Raw genomic sequence first — 17,110 nt, forward strand, 5'->3', positions numbered from 1 at the left:
AAAAAACGCAAATCATGTTTAAGAACTATCTAAAAATCGCTTGGAGGAACTTATGGAAAAATAAGGGCTATTCCGTAATAAATGTTGGCGGGCTTGCCTTGGGAATGGCGGTTACGCTCATAATTGGTCTCTGGATCCAAGATGAACTTAGCCATAACAGTTATTTTAAAAACAAAGACAGTATTGCACAAGTGTTCCAATCACAAACGTTTAACCAAGAAACGGGTACGGGCCCCGCTATACCCAGACCCTTGGAAAAAGCGTTACGGGACGGTTATGCAGATAACTTTAAGCATTTGGTAATGTCTTCGTGGAACATTTCCAGATATCTTCGATACAAAGAGAAAAGTCTTTCCAAAAAAGGAAATTTTATGCAGCGGGAAGCTCCTGAAATGTTGGATTTAAAAATTGTAAAAGGGGAGAAAGATGGCTTGCGAGAACTAAATTCCGTAATGCTGTCCGAATCGGTCGCCTATGCGCTTTTTGGTAATGAGGAACCTATTGGTAAAACCTTACAAGTAAACAATCAATATGATGTAATGGTGAGTGCGGTATATGAGGATATTCCTTTTAATAATTCATTTCATGATGTCGAATTCCTAATGCCATGGGACAAAATGATAGCGACCCAAGAATGGATGAAAAATGCTGAAGATCAATGGGGAAACAACTCCTTTCAGATGTTCGTTCAGATTGCTGACAATTCCACAATGGAAAAAGTTACCGAGGCCATTCTGAATGTGAAAAAGAATTTAAACGAGGATACGGCGGAATTCAATCCACAAATATTTCTTTTTCCAATGAAAGATTGGTACTTACGAGGCAATTTCGAAAACGGGGAGCAAGTTGGTGGCCGTATAAAATATGTGTGGCTATTCGGAATAATTGGAGCCTTTGTTTTGCTATTGGCTTGTATAAATTTCATGAACCTGAGTACGGCCAGGTCCGAAAAAAGGGCCAAGGAAGTGGGGATTCGAAAATCCATTGGCTCACAAAGAAATCAATTGATCAACCAGTTTTTGAGCGAATCTTTCTTAGTGGTATTGTTTGCGTTTATTATTGCTGTGATGATTGTTTTATTGTCCATGAACGGATTCAACGATTTATCCAAAAAGGAAATTTCGTTCCCATGGAATAGCACTGTTTTTTGGGTTGTCTCATGGGTGTTTATAACGATTACGGCTTTGGTGGCAGGTAGCTATCCGGCACTTTACCTGTCTTCTTTTAGACCGGTAGATGTATTAAAAGGAACCTTCAAATCTGGAAAATATGCCGGATTGCCCAGAAAAATTTTGGTAGTACTACAGTTTACCGTTTCCGTGGCCTTTATTATTGGAACCGTCATAGTAATGCAACAGATCAATTATGCCAAAAACCGACCAGTGGGGTATGATAAAGCTGGCCTTGTTCAGATACCTACCTTCAGTCAAGATTTTGAAGGTAAATATGACTTAATGCGAAGCGAATTTTTAAATTCAGGTGCGGTAATCGAAATGTCGGCTTCCAGCAGCCCAACCACGCAGATTTGGTCCAACCGCAGTGGATTTGATTGGGAAGGCAAGCCCGAAGGTTTTCAAGAGGATTTGGCATGGACCGAAGTAACTCCGGAATACGCTAAGTCTTTAGGTATGGAAATTGTTGAAGGCCGAGATTTTTCAAGGGAGTTCGCTACCGATTCAAACGCTGTGTTGATCAATCGGACCGCAGTAAAATACATGGGGATCAAGGATCCCGTTGGCAAGTTTTTAAAAGACGATGATGAAGAAGATCCAGGTCCACCCTTAAAAATTATTGGTGTTGTAGAAGACATGATTACGCAATCGCCCTATGAACCTGTAAAGCAGGGTGTTTATGTTTTTGATAAACACGGCAATTCCAGTTTCTATAATTTAAGATTGAATCCAAATCAAAGTGTAGGTCAGAACATGGGAACTATTGAAAGTGTGTTCAAAGAACATTTTCCTGGCCTTCCTTTTCAATATGATTTTGTAGATGATGAATACGGCGAAAAATTTGCTGCTGAAGAACGCATTGGAACCTTATCTGGGATTTTTACGGCACTGGCCATTTTAATAAGTTGTCTTGGCCTATTCGGACTTACCTCATTTGTAGCGGAACAGCGTACCAAGGAAATAGGGGTCCGGAAGGTTCTGGGAGCCACTGTATTCAATGTGTGGAACATGCTTTCCAAAGATTTTTTAAAACTGGTAATCATTTCTTGTTTTATAGCCATACCTATTTCGTACTACGTTATGAACGGCTGGCTGCAAGACTATCCATACCATGTAATCTTGGAGTGGTGGATCTTCGCTTTGGCCGTTATTGGATCGTTGGCGATTACCATTCTAACCGTGAGTTTTCAGGCCATTAAAGCGGCTAATGCCAATCCGGTAAAAAGCTTGCGAACGGAGTGAGAAAGTAAACTGTTGGCAGTAAGCAGTTGACAGTAAACAGTAAACAGTTGGCAGTTGCCAGTGGGCAGTGAACAATTAACAATGAATTGGGGGCAGTGGACAGTTGGCAGTAAGCAGTTAACATTATCGTAGAACAAAGAATAACTATCAATGTGCAATGAATACGAAAGATATTAAAATTTAAACCATAAATCGAACCTGTTCCCCCTTCTTGGGTGGGGGTTTGGGGGAGGACCAAAAAAACAGGGATCATGCTAAAAAATCATCTAAAAATTGCCTTACGATTCTTTTTAAGGAACAAATTGTTTACGGGTATCAATGTCTTAGGCCTTTCCATTGGAATTACGGCATTTATCCTGTTGACGCAGTACATCACATTCGAAAAAAGCTATGATACCTTTATCCCTGATGTAGATGACCTATATAGGGTTACCCTGACTACAAATTTGGGCGATAATGGATTTGTTACTTCAGCAACAAATCATCCTATGACAGGCCGGGCAATGCTATCAGATTTTCCGGAAGTTGAAAGTTATACCCGTATTGCTGATAAACCAATGGCATTTTCAGGCACTATGAATATTTCATATACCAATACACTAGGTGACGAAATAAAATCTGATGCCAATGATGATCATATTTATTTTGCTGATAATGCAATTATCAATCTTTTCGATTTACAATTCATTCAAGGTGATGCCGCAACTGCACTCAATGAACCTACCTCTGTAATTCTGAGTGAGAAAATAGCCCATCGCTTTTTCGGGAATGAAGACCCAATTGAAAAAATGATAGAGGTCAATGATAATTTTAAATTGAAGGTAACCGGTGTTTTTAAAGAACGGCCAGACAATACGCACTTACCTATGGGTATGATTGTTTCCTATAACATCTTCGGACCAAATGGCGATCATGCGAACAGTTGGGTATGGCCAGAATTTTACAATTATATTAAGCTAAAACCGGGAACAAGTCAGAAGACCGTAGAAGCTAAGTTTCCGGGATTCGTAAAAAAATATTTGGGGGATATTATGATCGAGCACGGGTTTGAAGCAAAAATGGCATTGCAACCTGTTAAGGACATTCATTTAAAATCACACTTATTAAAAGAGATTTCTGCCAACAACAGTGAAGGTACCTTGTACTTTTTATTGATCGTAGCAGGTTTTATAATTGCAATCGCTATGATTAATTTCATCAACCTATCTACTGCCAAATCAATGGAGCGCGCTAAAGAAGTCGGTATTAAAAAGGTGGTTGGCGCCCCTAGATCGATACTTATACATCAATTTCTATTTGAATCGCTCCTCATTAATTTTTTTGCAGTTATCATAGCATTTGTACTGATCAATTTGTTGATTCCCTCTTTTAATTCATTGGTCGGAATAGAGGTTTTAAACTTTGGAATGTGGGGTGAATGGCAAGTCTGGTTGGCCATGATAGGTATATTTCTTATAGGAGGAGTATTAGCAGGCCTTTACCCGGCCTTTGTATTGTCCGGTTTTGTACCTATTGAAGTTCTTCGAGGTAAGTTTCATAAAACAACAAAAGGAAATACACTTCAAAAGACTTTGGTAGTTTCTCAATTTGCCATTTCAATAGCGCTTATTGCGGGAACTTACATTGTTTATAACCAATTCTCATACATGCAAAACCAGGACCTTGGTTTCAACGCTGAGCAAAATCTTGTCTTTGCTGCACCAACTTATGCTGATTCAACCACCCAACTGAAAGTTGAATCTTTTAAGCGGGAACTGATTCAAAACCCAAGAATCAATAGTGTCGCCTTGTCTGATGAAATACCAGGAAAGCCAATTGTACAAGGGAATACCATAAGACAGGTGCATAAACCAATAGAGTTGGGGGTCAGTGCCAATTTCGTAATTATAGATCAAGATTTTATAAAAACCTACAACATTGATCTCTTGGCAGGAAGAGATTTTGTGAAGGAAGATACCAGCTCACTGTATACGAGGGAAGGTCCAGTTCCGTCCGGTCATAGGGTCCTGATCAACCGTTCGGCGGCAAGAATATTGGGGTTTTCGGACCCTGAAGCGGCTATCAACAAAAAGATGATTTTTAAGTATGGCCCAATTGATAGAACAGCCGACATAATCGGAGTGGTGGAAGACCATCATCAACAATCGCTTCAAAAAGGGTACGATCCAATTGTCTTCATGAATCTCATGGGCTACGGAGTCTCGTTTGTAACTGTAAATATTGCAGCTGGTAATATTCCTGAAACCACAGGCCAAATAGAGTCCAAATTCAAAGAGTTTTTTCCAAACGATTTGTACAACTCCTTTTTTATGGATGACTATTTTAATCGGCAGTACCAGGCCGAATCGAAATTCGGGATTATCTGTTTGGTGTTTTCATTGTTGGCAATTTTTATTGCGGCATTGGGACTATTCGGTCTGGGATCGCATATGGCCATGCAAAAGACCAAAGAGATAAGTATACGGAAAGTTATGGGTGCCACTGTGGTACAGGCCTTGGCAATAATTCCAAGTAAATTGCTTAGCCTGGTGCTGCTATCGGGGGCAATTGCCTTACCGATCATCTATTTTGTCACTAAAAAATGGTTGGAAAAATATGCCTTCAAAATTGAACTTAATATATGGATGTTCGCATTGCCACTCTTGGTAGTGCTACTGGTAGCAGCATTGTCCATCCTCTCTCAATCATTTAAAACGGCAATGGTCAACCCGGCAGAATCCTTGAGAAACGAATGATTATCAATCCATAAAATCGACCATAATGATTAAAAATTATCTAAAAATAGCGTGGCGAAGCATTAAAAGTGATAAGCTCTTCACCTTTATTAAGGTCGGTGGTTTTGCCATGGGCATTGCAGCATGTCTGTTAATAGCCTTATTCATCGGCGATGAACTTGGTTATGATCAACAATACAAAAACAAGGACCGTATTTATCGGGTTGTTTTGCAGGGTTTTATGGACGGTGAAATTAGAAAGAGTGTCCATTTTCAATTGCCTTTTGCGGATGCCCTACAATCCGATTTTCCAGAAATTGAGAAGGCTGGTAAAATAAACATGAGCGAGCTCTTTGGCGCTGGCAAACGAGGATTGCGTTTGGTAGGTGAATCGCAAAACAATTTTGAGGACGGATTTGTATTTGCCAACCAGAACATCCTTGAGATTCTTGAGATTTCCTTGGAGCAGGGAAACTCGAAAGAAGCATTATTGCAACCTGGGAATATTGTGATTTCCAAATCCAAGGCAGATAAATACTTCCCAAATGGGGATGCCTTGGGCAAGTCCATTGTGTTGGATGACAATACGTCAAGGCCTTATACTATTACCGGCGTAATGCCGGATTTTCCCAAAAATTCCCATCTCCAGTTTAATTTTCTGTTACCCATAGAGGATACCAATATGAGCTGGACCAATCAGAATTATTTCACCTATGTTCTCGTGGACGAAAATGCCAGTATTCCGGCATTGGAGAAAAAAATGTTTTCCATTATGGAAAACTACATAATCCCAGCCCAATTGGCTTATGGTCGTGACCCAGCTTTTATCCAAGTCCTGAAAACAATTGAATATAAGTTGCAACCAATTGCCGATATACATTTACGATCAGATCTTGCCATGGGGGATGGTCTAAAACATGGTGATATTAGGTTTGTTTGGCTATTTGGAGCCATAGCAGGGTTTATTTTATTATTGGCCTGTATCAATTTCATTAACCTTACTACCGCCAAATCGGCCAATAGGGCAAAGGAAGTGGGATTGCGTAAAACGGTTGGGGCTTATAAAAGTAATCTGGTTGCACAATTCCTTACCGAATCGGTACTGTACAGTCTAATCTCTTTTTTATTGGGGTTGATGTTGGCTTGGGCCTTGCTCCCTACCTTTAATGAAATTGCAGCAAAGTCCATTTTATTTCCCTGGGAGGTTGGGTGGTTTGTGCCCCTTATGGTAGCCTCCGCCCTGCTAATTGGGATTTTGGCAGGAATGTACCCTGCATTTTATCTCTCTTCCTTTAGACCTGTAAATGTGCTGAAAGGGAGCCTTAGTGTCGGCAGTAAAAGCGGAAATCTTAGAAGCGGATTGGTCGTGTTTCAGTTTGCTGCATCGGTAATCCTCATTATAGGGACACTGATCATCTACAAGCAAATGGATTATATCCTGAAAAAAGAACTGGGTTATGACAAAGAACAAGTGGTGATTTTGGAAGGGGCCAATATCTTGGGAAATAATTCGGAAAGCTTTAAGGCTCAATTGTTACAGCTTCCTCATGTACAAAATGTAACAAAAAGTGATTATTTGCCGATCGATGGCGCAAAGAGAAATGGCAATACTTTTAAAAAGGTGGGTGAGGGAATTGAAGATCGTGGGATTCCTGCCCAAGTTTGGCGAGTGGATTATGATTACATAAAAACATTGGGAGTGAAGGTAAAGGAGGGTAGGGATTTTTCCAGGGAATTTGCTTCCGACTCCATTAACTCGATGATTGTCAATGCTAAAATGGCCAAAGATCTCGGTTATGATAATCCTATAGGAAAGCATATAAACAATGGCAAGGACTGGAATATTGTGGGGGTGGTACAGGACTTTCACTTTAAATCCTTGAAAGAAGATATAAGCGCGCTTACCCTAGTTGTTGCAAACAATGACGTGGGTGCAATTTCCGTAAAACTTAAGACTGATAATATTGGGGAGACCTTGACATCCATGGAAACCATTTGGAACAAAAATGTTCCCAACCAAGCTTTTGCTTATTCTTTTTTAGACCAGAAATTTACTCAAATGCACGAGGATGTGCAGCGTATGGGAAAAATATTCAACAGTTTTGCCTTGTTTGCTATTCTAGTAGCTTGTTTAGGACTGTTTGCACTTTCCGCCTTTATGGTGGAACAGCGAAAAAAGGAAATAAGTATTCGGTTGGTTTTAGGGGCTCCTTTTGAAAGTATCTATAAACTATTGACATTGGATTTTTTAAAGTTGATTGTTATTGCCATACTTATTGCGATACCTATAGGATGGTATATGATGAACCGATGGTTGGAGGATTTTGCCTATAAGGTAGATATTGGATGGGAGATATTCCTGAGTGCAGGTGGGATTGCCTTGGTCATTGCGGTAGCGACCATTAGCTACCAATCTATAGGGGCGGCATTGATCAAACCCTTGAAAAGTCTAAGGACGGAGTAATCCTCAAGGAATAACCAAGGTTCAGTTTGTGGCTATGGTGAACTTTGGAAAAGGAAGAAATTGATTTTCCTAATTGAAGCCAACGGGAATCAATTACTTATCCTTGAAAGGAGTTAGGGGAAGGATATCAACTAATTAAATAGATAATATGCTACTACAACTTAATAACATTTTTAAATGGGTAAACTCAGGGGGGCAACGTATCTTCCTCTTAAAGGATATTAACCTCAATGTGGAAGAAGGGGAGTTTATTTCGATTATGGGACCCTCAGGTTCGGGTAAATCCACACTGCTCAATGTCATTGGCATGTTGGATAATTTTGATGAAGGGGAATACAGTTTTTTGGATGAGCCCGTTCACACCTTAAAAGAAAAACATCGCGCCAATTTGTACAAACAATATATTGGCTTTGTTTTTCAATCCTACCATCTATTGGATGACCTTACAGTAAAGGAAAATCTGGAAATGCCCTTGCTGTATAAGAAAGTGGGCAGCTCTGAACGTAAATCCTTGGTGGCCGATACTTTGGACCGTTTTAATATTGTTGGAAAGAAAGACCTTTTTCCTTCACAGCTGAGTGGTGGACAGCAGCAATTGGTAGGCGTTGCACGTGCACTGATCTCATCTCCTAAGCTTATTCTTGCAGATGAACCTACAGGGAATTTAAACTCCAAGCAAGGGGAGGAAATCATGGGTCTTTTTAAACAATTGAATAGTGAAGGGGTCACTATAATTCAGGTGACACACTCAGAAAAAAATGCTACCTATGGCTCGCGTATAATAGATTTGTTGGATGGGAGAAAAATATAGTTTTAGACATCCGTAAATTCATGAGAGTTGTTCTCTGAGTATAATGGGAAGAATAGAGTGATTTTTCCTTACTTTTGGGTATTCCATCGGTGAGTATAATATGAAAAACTATTTGCAGTATTTTATTAGTTTTCTGTTTGTGCTACTGATCTATGGTATACATATGTTGCCGGTGTCGGACAGTATGCTGAATGAAAACAACACCGAACTTTCCCATGTTTTTTTAGCTTCCCAAATTAGATATCATCAAGAATTCGCGCCTTTTGCAAGACGCCCGTTGACCTCATTGTTGATTGAGGGCAATTCCGGCATTTTTGGAGTTACCTTAGGGGAGTCTTTCGTTATAGTAAACCTAATATTGTTATTTATCAGTGGAATATTGATATATGCAATCTCATTAAAACTTAATGCTTCAAAGGGCCAGGCAATGTTTAACCAAGTGGCCTATTTTCTAACATTTTCAATTTTATTTGCTTTTTTTCCTCCGGTATTTAGTTATGATGAGCCACTTCAATATTGTTTGATTATGCTCAGTATTCTTGCTCTGATGCATGAAAAGTGGCAGTATTATGTTCCCTTATTTTTAATGGCGACCATAGCTAGGGAAAGCACTGTTTTCCTATGGCCCGGCTTGGTAATTATATTTTCTGGCCTAAGTTTGAAATCCAAAAATATGTGGTCCCCAACAGTTAGAAGAAAACTGCTGCTACTTTTTATGCCACTTCCCCTTTATGGTATTTATTTGGGGGTATTTTTATGGATTACCGGTATTTGGAAGGAGACCTCCGAAATTGCAGCTAACAGGCTCAGCTGTTACTTCCAAAACTTTGGAACTTATGCCAGTTCCATTGAAACCATGGTTTCCTTTTTCATAGTATTGGGCCCCAGTCTATATTTGCTTTATATAAATCTAAAGCCTAAGGTATTTACCATTTTGGAAAAAAAGTATGTATTGGCCTTTCTTCTTGCAGTGGTGATAAATACACCTATTGTAATGGCAGCAACTTTGGCCAGGGAAACAAGGTTATTTGCATTGCCCCTTTTTTTTATATGGCCTTTGGCCGGACAATTGTTTGGAAAGGAATTGACCTTGTTATTGAGGCCTGGCCTGTATCTTGATTGCTTCAGGAATTGGCGATATAGTCTGTTTTTATTGACTTTGTTCCTAGTAAGTTATTCAGTCGCGTTTAAACTGTATGTTCCCAGTTTTCCTGCAAAGGATAATTTTTTTAATGAATATCTTTTAATACTTCTTTTAATGATATCATTGCATTTTGTGCTTTTTACTTTTAAGAGAAAAGGAGGGGCGTTGTAGGAAAGAATTGATTAAAGCCAAAAACCGTTATGATGATCAATCTTTAGTCAGCTCTTGTTGCCCCAAGTTTACTGACTGTGCTTTGTAATTTAAGGATCATCAAACTCCCACTTACTCTTTTACCTTACGATGTAATACAGGAGCCACCAAATTGGGGTCGCGAGGTAATGTGGATTGTTCAAATTCCAGTTTGTGTTCATTTCCCATGTTATCATAGGATTCCAATACTAAATCTAAATAGCCTTTTTCAATAATACTTTTGTCTTTGTCATTAAAGGCATCATATTCATATGCCGGCAGTGCCTTGTATGCATAGACTTTACCATTTTCAAAATCGTATTCTTCAACACGATCTGTGACATCAATTCTTGAGTACCCTAATTCAAATTCATCAAACAATGCTAATTCCTCATGGGTTAGAAAATACAAAGTACAGTTTAATCGAATATCCTTATTCTCTATAATATTTAAAAAAATGGATTTTTCGTAAGGTATGGCACTGTTGTTTTTAAGACAAAGGGACTCATATTTTATATATTCCGCCGGAAAATTAGGGTCGCTATTTGGGGCTACAAAATTCCAAGCGCGTTGCAGACCGTTAAGATGTATCCAATAAATGGGATCTTGATATTTCCTCCCTAGAATTTCCTCAAGACTCTCCAAAGAGGATAGCATGCCGTAGCCGATCATTCCTACTTTGCCTTCTTGGATTTTTATTGTGGATTTGTCTTTCATTTTCATGCAACCTACTTAAGTGATAATAGCCAATTTCCCTGCTGTTTTCATAACCTTATTGATCCGACCAAACCGCAAGTTCATTACCTGAAGGGTCTTTAAAGTGGAATCTGTGCCCCCCGGGGAAAGAGAAAATATTTTTTGAGATTTGCCCCCCTGCCTCGATAATTTTAGTTTTAATGACCTCAAGATCGGTATGAAACAAAACAATTAAAGCACCATTTACAATTTCGTTTTCAGTCTTTTCGAATCCACCTTCAAGTCCACTTTCCGAAAAAGCGATATAAGTCGGTCCATAATCCGTAAAAGTCCATTCAAAGGACGAAGTGTAGAACTTCTTAATTGCTTCCAGGTCCTTGGCTTTGAACTCAACATAGTTGATATGACTGTCTTTGGTGCTCATATAATTTAATTTATGATTGGCTACAATTCGAATACCAATTTATTACCTTCAATTGTCATTTGGACACCGATATTTGTCGGCATCACTCCCCGTGATTTTTGATGATTTTCAGTATACTTCGGTCCAACATTTTAAACATTAATTCCATTGGTCAAAAGCCAAAAGCATAAGCTTTACAGCTAATGTTGAAGTTGGCGCAATAATTTTCATAAAAGCAAAGCAGCCTTGAATATGATTGGGGACAAGTACATAAAGCTACCCTTTTTTATTTATTTTTCGGCAAGTTTTTCATGCATTTTTTTGCCTTGCTTAACGATTACTTCAATGATTTCCTCAATATCTTTTTTTGAAGTCCTAAAATTTACAATACATCCCCGCAGGCAATATTTATGCTGAACTATGGCATTCGATAAGAATACCTCTCCACCTTGTTGCAACTCATCCAATAAGGCTTCATTTAGGGTGTTTAAATAGGCTTCGTTCTCTTCTGTTTTTCCGTCATAACCACCTGGGACATATCTCAAGGTAGCAATACTCAAGTTTTGCGTTATAGCTTCCAACTCAGTATGATTATCAGCTAGTTGGAAAAGGAATTGGGATAATTCAATATCTTCCCTTATCGTTTTCAAATATCCATTTCTTCCTATTTGCTTTAATGCCATCCAAACTTTAAGAGCTCTAAATCCACGCGAGTTTTGAAGCCCATATTCATAAAAATTATGAGTGAGCCCATGGTCATTTTTACTAAAATTATAGTATTCTGGATGAGAACTAAAGGTATCGGTAAGGTGTTTCGGGTTTTTTACCAAGGTACACCCTGCCTCCAATGGACTATAAAGCCATTTATGAGGGTCAAGGGCGATGGAATCTGCTTCTTTAATGCCTTCGAACATCTGTTGTAATTCGGGAATAACAGCAGCAGGTATACCATATGCTCCATCAATATGGAACCATAAATTGTATGTTTTGCTTATGGATGCGATAACCTTTAGGTCATCTACAACTCCTGTACTTACATCTCCTGCTGTTCCAACAATCATAAACGGTTGGTGGCCATCTTTCAAATCCTTTTTAATGGCTTGTTCCAAGAGATTATTATCCATTTTATTACAGCTGTCGGTAGGGATCCATCTAGTGGATTTTGAACCGTGACCAAAGAGAATAGTGGCTTTTTCTACCCACGTATGTGTAGTTTTTGAACAATAGACAATTAATTTTTTTGAAGAAGCAGTTAGGCCATCTACCTTAATATTTTTTGGTGCCTTGGCCGTTCGGGCCGCTAAAAAGGCCGTGAAATTGGCCATATTTCCACCACTGACCAGGATTCCACTACAGTCTGGCGAGACCCCAATAAATTCGGCCAACCATTTTACGGTTTGTTTTTCAATTTCTGTAGCAATGGGGCTAAGTATTTGTGCGCCAACATTGGAATTCACGGAGGCCGCCAATAAATCGGCAAACATGCCAATAGGTGCTGGCGATGAAGTAATATAGCCCATGAATTTTGGATGACCGTTGAGCAAGGAATGGTTCATCAATAGTTCGGAGGCATTGGAGATTATATCAGCCGCTGGACTTCCATTTTCGGGTAGTGATGAAGCTCCTAATATTTTTTGAAGTTCTTCTGGAGATTCTCCCGAGGTAACCGCTTTTTCATCAATGGAGTCCAGAAATCCGGCAATCTTATCAATTAGCTGATATCCAATTTTTTTAAACTCCTCCTTACTTATTTCCAGTGATGAATCTCGTTTATTTATCATATCGTTCAAGGATTTAACAATTGGTCAATTCAATTTTAGCAGGGCATGGAAAAGTAACTAGGCCAATTAAAAGGTATTATCATGTTAATTCTTTTTATGATGTCATTTGAAACTTTCTCCCTAAACCATATTTGCTGGCTATTGAAAATACTTATAAATTTCATCGGCAATAATTCCATGCCCTTCTGCATTGGGATGATTTACTTGGGACATATATTTGGAAATGCTATCTCCTGCAACAACTTTTTCCTTAAATAATGCGTAGCTATCCACAAGTCCAACCCCGTTTTCTTTTGCTAATTGCCTAATCTGATTTTTGTGCTGTTCCAAAACATTATTGGTTTCCATAATGCTTATTCTTTGGTCTGGGGAAGGGGTTAAAAGGATTATTTGAATTTTCTTCTTCAATGCTTTTCCAATCATATTATTCCATGCTTCATATGATTTCTCAAGCCCAACTCCTGTATCATTTAAGGCATAATCCAAGAAAAGAACATCAGGTTCATGGTTTAGAACTTCAGTCTCAAAACGTTGGGCTCCACGTACTGAATTTTCACCGCCAATGGAAGTATTTATAATGTTGACTACTGCAAATGGATATTGTTCCTTTATTCTCTTTAATACCTGGTAAGGATAGGAGTCAAAGGTATTGACCATAGGTGTCTTAAAATATCCTGCAGGTACCGAATGCCCATGAAAAACCAGATTGATCGTTCTGTTTTCCGGCCATTTTTTAACCAGTTCTGCTTTAATATCATTTAAATAATTAGAAGGAGGGGCAATCTTGTTTTGCGCATTTGTAGACCAAAAACATAATATCATTAGAAATATGGCAAATTTTATTTTTTTCATTTTCACTAGTTTTTTATCGGTTTTGGTCACAAGGGATATAAAATAGGTTCGAAACCACACAATGCCAAGCTAAAAAGTCTTGGGCAATGGCAATGGTTTAGGATATCTCTTTAGCATTGGATACATTTCTTGTAAATAAAAGTTATAGCAGCTCCATTTTTATCCAAATGGACCAAATAAAAAATAAAGTAATGCACATGGTGATTCCATATAATAAAAGAATTGCAAGCATTCTTAAAAGAGTCTTTCCCCAACTGCGTTTGTAGAGATGCAACTTTCCGAAAAATAAGTAAATAGGTATGGATGCGATCAAGTAGTTCTCGGGATAATAAGTACGAATTGGGAATATAAGTTTTAAGCAAATTATTACAATAAACAATAGGAAAACAAAGGTATGTTGATTTATGGCGAGGACCAGGTGACTATAATAATATTTTTTACTTTTTCTAAATATCATCCACAGGAAGAATGCGTAAACTGGCATAAGAAAGAATAAGGACCAGGAAACGAATTTTAGGAAGCTGTCCATATACATTTTAGGGTCGTTTAAAACCCTTGTCAGGGCATTGGACAATTTCTCTGGAGCGATGGAGGTAGTGTCAAAATTTAATTGGTTTGTACTTAAGGAATCGGCAGAAGTATTAGTAGGGTTCAACTGTTCATTAATAGATAGGTTTATTTCCTGTCTGTCTTTTTCACTAATTTGTATTTTTCTTCCAGCATAGATGGACAACAATAAAAAGAATATGAAACTCATAAATATATAAAGCCTAAAAGGTGACATATACCTTGCCCTATAACCACTTAAATATTCTTGTGCAAATTTTCCAGGACGGAAAATAAGGGATGTCATGGATTTCCATATCCTTGTATCAAAGGCAAATATATTCCCGGCAAGATCAACAATTAAAAAGCGAAAGGGTTTTTCAAACTCATATACAGACTGTCCGCAATTAGGGCAGTATTTACCTGTAAATTGAGTTTTACAGTTCTTGCATTCGGCATTTTCCAGTTTTACCTGAGACTCTTCTGAATTCATTTTGATTTGATCGGTCATTTCTGGAGGTCTATTATTTTAAGTGATTGGCAATATGGGTAAAATGGAGCACTGCGTATTGAGCAATATTTGGCTTTATCAGGTTTGGATCTTACAGTTGGGGAAAGTAGTAATCCCTAGTTCTAAATCGGCCCATACATTATACCCACTGGTTTTATCAAATTTACATCATTTCTTAGAAAGTTTTCAATGTCAATTTTATCTTTCAGTTCTAGGCAAAAATAGATGCTTCAATTTTTATGATTCAACCGTAATCTGTACGAGCAGTTTTTCTGCCATTGTGGGGAGATTTTGTTATTGGACAGGAATTTTGCCTTATAGACAGCAGGTATGGGAATGATAAATATATCGACCTTTTCTACGAAGGGCATTTATAAAACTTGCACATTTCTTTTATCTTTAGAAAAAAGTAAGTGAATGGATGTTTTAAAAAGGAATAATGTAAATGTAATTGGCAAGGGGACCCAAGTTATTATGTTCGCCCACGGTTTTGGATGCGATCAGGTCATGTGGAGATTTATAACTCCTGCTTTTGAAGCGGATTTTAGGTTGGTGCTGTTTGATTATGTTGGCTGTGGTAATTCGGATACAGCGCAATATAATGAAGATCGCTACGGTTCGCTTCAAGGATACGCACAGGATGTTCTTGAAATATGTGATGCCCTAAACCTAGAAAACGTAATATTTGTGGGGCATTCCGTGAGTTCCATGATAGGGGTAATCGCCTCCATACAACAACCGGAATTGTTCCGTTCATTGATTCTGGTGTGTCCATCCCCTTGTTATATTAATAAGCCAGGATATACTGGAGGCTTTGAAGAAAAGGATTTAAAAGAACTTATGGAAGTCATGGAGAATAATTATGTTGGCTGGGCAAGTTTTCTGGCTCCAGTGGTTATGAAAAATACAGAAAGACCAGAACTTACTCAGGAACTTGAAAAAAGTTTTTGTTCTATGGACAAGGAGATTACGGGCAATTTTGCCAAAGTAACTTTTTTTTCGGACAACAGGGAAGACCTTCCCAAGGTGAATGTTCCCAGCCTAATTCTTCAATGTACGAAAGATGATATTGCAAGTGACAAGGTGGGCGACTTTGTGCACGATAAATTAAGAAAAAGTGTAATGTACCATATGAAGGCCACTGGACATTGCCCGCATATGAGTCATCCAGCAGAAACGATTAAATGTATCCAGCAATTTTTACAGCCTGAAGATATCCTTACCTAGTTTAACCTTTGAAGTAAAGATCAGTGAATAATAATCACCCATGTTATATTTTTTCTTTTTCAGTAGATGGCTATCTAACACATATAAACCAGAGGATGCTCCATCATTTGGAATATGAAGAAAAGGATGTTATAGGCCAGATACGCTTTGAAGAATTGCTAACCGGTGGAAGCCGGATTTTTTATAAGACCCATTTCCTGCCAATGTTGATGATGCAGGGCAATGTCGATGAAATGTTCCTCTCCATGAGTTCTAAATCTGGCAAGGAATATCCTGTTTTAATGAATATGGTCCTAACCAACGATTTGGGAATGCCGATTGTAAATGCAGTAGGTCTTCACATGGCAAAGCGCAATAAGTACGAGAAAGGAATTCTTGAGGCCAAGCAGGCGGCAGAAAAGGCACTTAAGGAGAACGATTTGTTATTGAAAATGAAGGCAGAACTGGAAAGGCATCAGAAGTTATTGGAACAACAATTACGGGAATTAAAACGCATTAATCAGGAGCATGTGGATTTCAATAAAGTGCTTTCCCATGATATGCAGGAACCTTTGCGTAAAATACAACTATTTGCAGGTCTCCTTGAAGGGAAAACGGTAAAAGAGGGAGTTGGGAAGGAATTTGGATCATATCTTAAAAAACTTCAAGGCCTATCAGAATATTCCCGTGACTTATTGATGCGGTTACAGCGCTATCACTCCTTGGAAAATAGGATGAACGAATTTACAATAGGAAACCTGGAAGAAATGACCCATGCTGCCACCTCAAAATTGAATATCCCGGAAATTCAGCCAGTCTTAACCCACTTAGGGGTCAAGGAGGTACGTGGAGATATTCCTAGATTGACTTGGGTTTTGAGGGAATTATTGTCCAACGCATACCAGTTTCGAACCGAGGATAAACCCTTGCATATCGAAATTTCATCTGACCTGATCAAGGATAATTACTATAAGGCCGTACAGGACGCCTACCGCTATACGGACTTTATTCAGATACGGATCAAGGACAATTCGAAGGGATTTCCCAATAGTGATCAGGATAAGATTTTTGGACTTCTACAAAAATTTCATGTTGAAAGTGGTACAGGCTTAGGACTGGCTTACTGTAAAAAGATAGTGGAACTCCACTACGGCCATATTTTATCAAAAGCAATTGTTGGAGGAGGGTCACAATTTACGATTTTGTTGCCTTATATTCCTTGAGAAATTATTAAGGCGAAATGAAGCATTATTTCAAGGCGTTAGGAATTTATTATTCTAAATCTATTTTTTTTGAATAAATATAGGTTCTGAAGCAATTGATCAAATTATTTAAATAAATAATGATATTGAGCCTAATTAGGTCAGGAATATCAAAAT

At 38.4% G+C, this 17,110-nt stretch carries 12 protein-coding genes; 7 read left to right on the plus strand and 5 right to left on the minus strand.

The features are described from left to right. Nucleotides 1-14: 14 nt before the first annotated feature. The 5 genes from CWD91_RS04590 to CWD91_RS04610 all read left to right on the plus strand — a co-directional run bounded on the left by CWD91_RS04590 (nt 15) and on the right by CWD91_RS04610 (nt 9,718). Nucleotides 15-2,414: an ABC transporter permease gene (locus tag CWD91_RS04590; protein WP_103439731.1), complete on the plus strand. Its 2,400-nt coding sequence runs from the start codon at nt 15-17 to the stop codon at nt 2,412-2,414. Nucleotides 2,415-2,665: 251 nt separating this feature from the next. Then, nucleotides 2,666-5,149, plus strand: coding sequence for an ABC transporter permease (locus CWD91_RS04595; protein ID WP_157943712.1), 2,484 nt, complete (start codon nt 2,666-2,668; stop codon nt 5,147-5,149). A 25-nt stretch (nt 5,150-5,174) separates the two neighbouring features. Continuing rightward, entirely contained in the window at nt 5,175-7,592 is a 2,418-nt protein-coding gene (locus tag CWD91_RS04600; protein WP_103439733.1) for an ABC transporter permease, read from the plus strand. A gap of 148 nt (nt 7,593-7,740) precedes the next feature. Continuing rightward, complete coding sequence (locus CWD91_RS04605; RefSeq protein ID WP_103439734.1) at nt 7,741-8,403, plus strand: ABC transporter ATP-binding protein; 663 nt, start codon at nt 7,741-7,743, stop codon at nt 8,401-8,403. Between the two features lie 100 nt (nt 8,404-8,503). Beyond that, entirely contained in the window at nt 8,504-9,718 is a 1,215-nt protein-coding gene (locus CWD91_RS04610) for a hypothetical protein (RefSeq protein WP_103439735.1), read from the plus strand. Between the two features lie 111 nt (nt 9,719-9,829). Here the strand turns inward: CWD91_RS04610 and CWD91_RS04615 are convergent, their stop codons facing one another. The 5 genes from CWD91_RS04615 to CWD91_RS04635 form a co-directional block, all read right to left on the minus strand. After that, the gene (locus CWD91_RS04615; RefSeq protein WP_103439736.1) at nt 9,830-10,459 is read right to left on the minus strand and encodes a hypothetical protein; all 630 of its coding nucleotides are present in this window, start codon (nt 10,457-10,459) and stop codon (nt 9,830-9,832) included. Nucleotides 10,460-10,508: 49 nt separating this feature from the next. After that, nucleotides 10,509-10,856, minus strand: a complete 348-nt coding sequence (locus CWD91_RS04620; protein WP_103439737.1) for a VOC family protein — start codon at nt 10,854-10,856, stop codon at nt 10,509-10,511. Nucleotides 10,857-11,125: 269 nt separating this feature from the next. Further along, nucleotides 11,126-12,616: a pyridoxal phosphate-dependent decarboxylase family protein gene (locus CWD91_RS04625; RefSeq protein ID WP_103439738.1), complete on the minus strand. Its 1,491-nt coding sequence runs from the start codon at nt 12,614-12,616 to the stop codon at nt 11,126-11,128. A gap of 138 nt (nt 12,617-12,754) precedes the next feature. After that, nucleotides 12,755-13,468, minus strand: coding sequence for an SGNH/GDSL hydrolase family protein (locus CWD91_RS04630; protein ID WP_103439905.1), 714 nt, complete (start codon nt 13,466-13,468; stop codon nt 12,755-12,757). Nucleotides 13,469-13,610: 142 nt separating this feature from the next. Further along, nucleotides 13,611-14,525 carry a DUF3667 domain-containing protein gene (locus tag CWD91_RS04635; protein WP_103439739.1) on the minus strand — a complete coding sequence of 305 codons (915 nt, stop codon included), beginning with the start codon at nt 14,523-14,525 and terminating at the stop codon, nt 13,611-13,613. Nucleotides 14,526-14,942: 417 nt separating this feature from the next. Here CWD91_RS04635 and CWD91_RS04640 point away from each other — a divergent pair, with 417 nt between their 5' ends. Together CWD91_RS04640 and CWD91_RS04645 are read left to right on the plus strand one after the other, a co-directional pair. Continuing rightward, nucleotides 14,943-15,752, plus strand: a complete 810-nt coding sequence (locus CWD91_RS04640) for an alpha/beta fold hydrolase (RefSeq protein WP_103439740.1) — start codon at nt 14,943-14,945, stop codon at nt 15,750-15,752. A 95-nt stretch (nt 15,753-15,847) separates the two neighbouring features. Further along, nucleotides 15,848-16,954 (plus strand): sensor histidine kinase, encoded by a 1,107-nt coding sequence (locus CWD91_RS04645; protein WP_103439741.1) that lies wholly within the window; start codon nt 15,848-15,850, stop codon nt 16,952-16,954. The last annotated feature ends 156 nt before the right edge of the window (nt 16,955-17,110 follow it).

The sequence above is a fragment of the Arenibacter hampyeongensis genome, from assembly GCF_002909255.1.
Classification (GTDB): Bacteria; Bacteroidota; Bacteroidia; order Flavobacteriales; family Flavobacteriaceae; genus Arenibacter; species Arenibacter hampyeongensis.

What these genes read in the sequence shown, in the direction of transcription:
- CWD91_RS04620 (WP_103439737.1), bottom strand. Translation starts at nt 10,856, where the DNA reads ATGAGCACCAAAGACAGTCATATCAACTATGTTGAGTTCAAAGCCAAG.
- CWD91_RS04640 (WP_103439740.1), top strand. Translation starts at nt 14,943, where the DNA reads ATGGATGTTTTAAAAAGGAATAATGTAAATGTAATTGGCAAGGGGACC.
- CWD91_RS04595 (WP_157943712.1), top strand. Translation starts at nt 2,666, where the DNA reads ATGCTAAAAAATCATCTAAAAATTGCCTTACGATTCTTTTTAAGGAAC.
- CWD91_RS04635 (WP_103439739.1), bottom strand. Translation starts at nt 14,525, where the DNA reads ATGACCGATCAAATCAAAATGAATTCAGAAGAGTCTCAGGTAAAACTG.
- CWD91_RS04610 (WP_103439735.1), top strand. Translation starts at nt 8,504, where the DNA reads ATGAAAAACTATTTGCAGTATTTTATTAGTTTTCTGTTTGTGCTACTG.
- CWD91_RS04615 (WP_103439736.1), bottom strand. Translation starts at nt 10,459, where the DNA reads ATGAAAATGAAAGACAAATCCACAATAAAAATCCAAGAAGGCAAAGTA.
- CWD91_RS04625 (WP_103439738.1), bottom strand. Translation starts at nt 12,616, where the DNA reads ATGATAAATAAACGAGATTCATCACTGGAAATAAGTAAGGAGGAGTTT.
- CWD91_RS04630 (WP_103439905.1), bottom strand. Translation starts at nt 13,468, where the DNA reads ATGAAAAAAATAAAATTTGCCATATTTCTAATGATATTATGTTTTTGG.
- CWD91_RS04645 (WP_103439741.1), top strand. Translation starts at nt 15,848, where the DNA reads ATGCTCCATCATTTGGAATATGAAGAAAAGGATGTTATAGGCCAGATA.
- CWD91_RS04600 (WP_103439733.1), top strand. Translation starts at nt 5,175, where the DNA reads ATGATTAAAAATTATCTAAAAATAGCGTGGCGAAGCATTAAAAGTGAT.
- CWD91_RS04605 (WP_103439734.1), top strand. Translation starts at nt 7,741, where the DNA reads ATGCTACTACAACTTAATAACATTTTTAAATGGGTAAACTCAGGGGGG.
- CWD91_RS04590 (WP_103439731.1), top strand. Translation starts at nt 15, where the DNA reads ATGTTTAAGAACTATCTAAAAATCGCTTGGAGGAACTTATGGAAAAAT.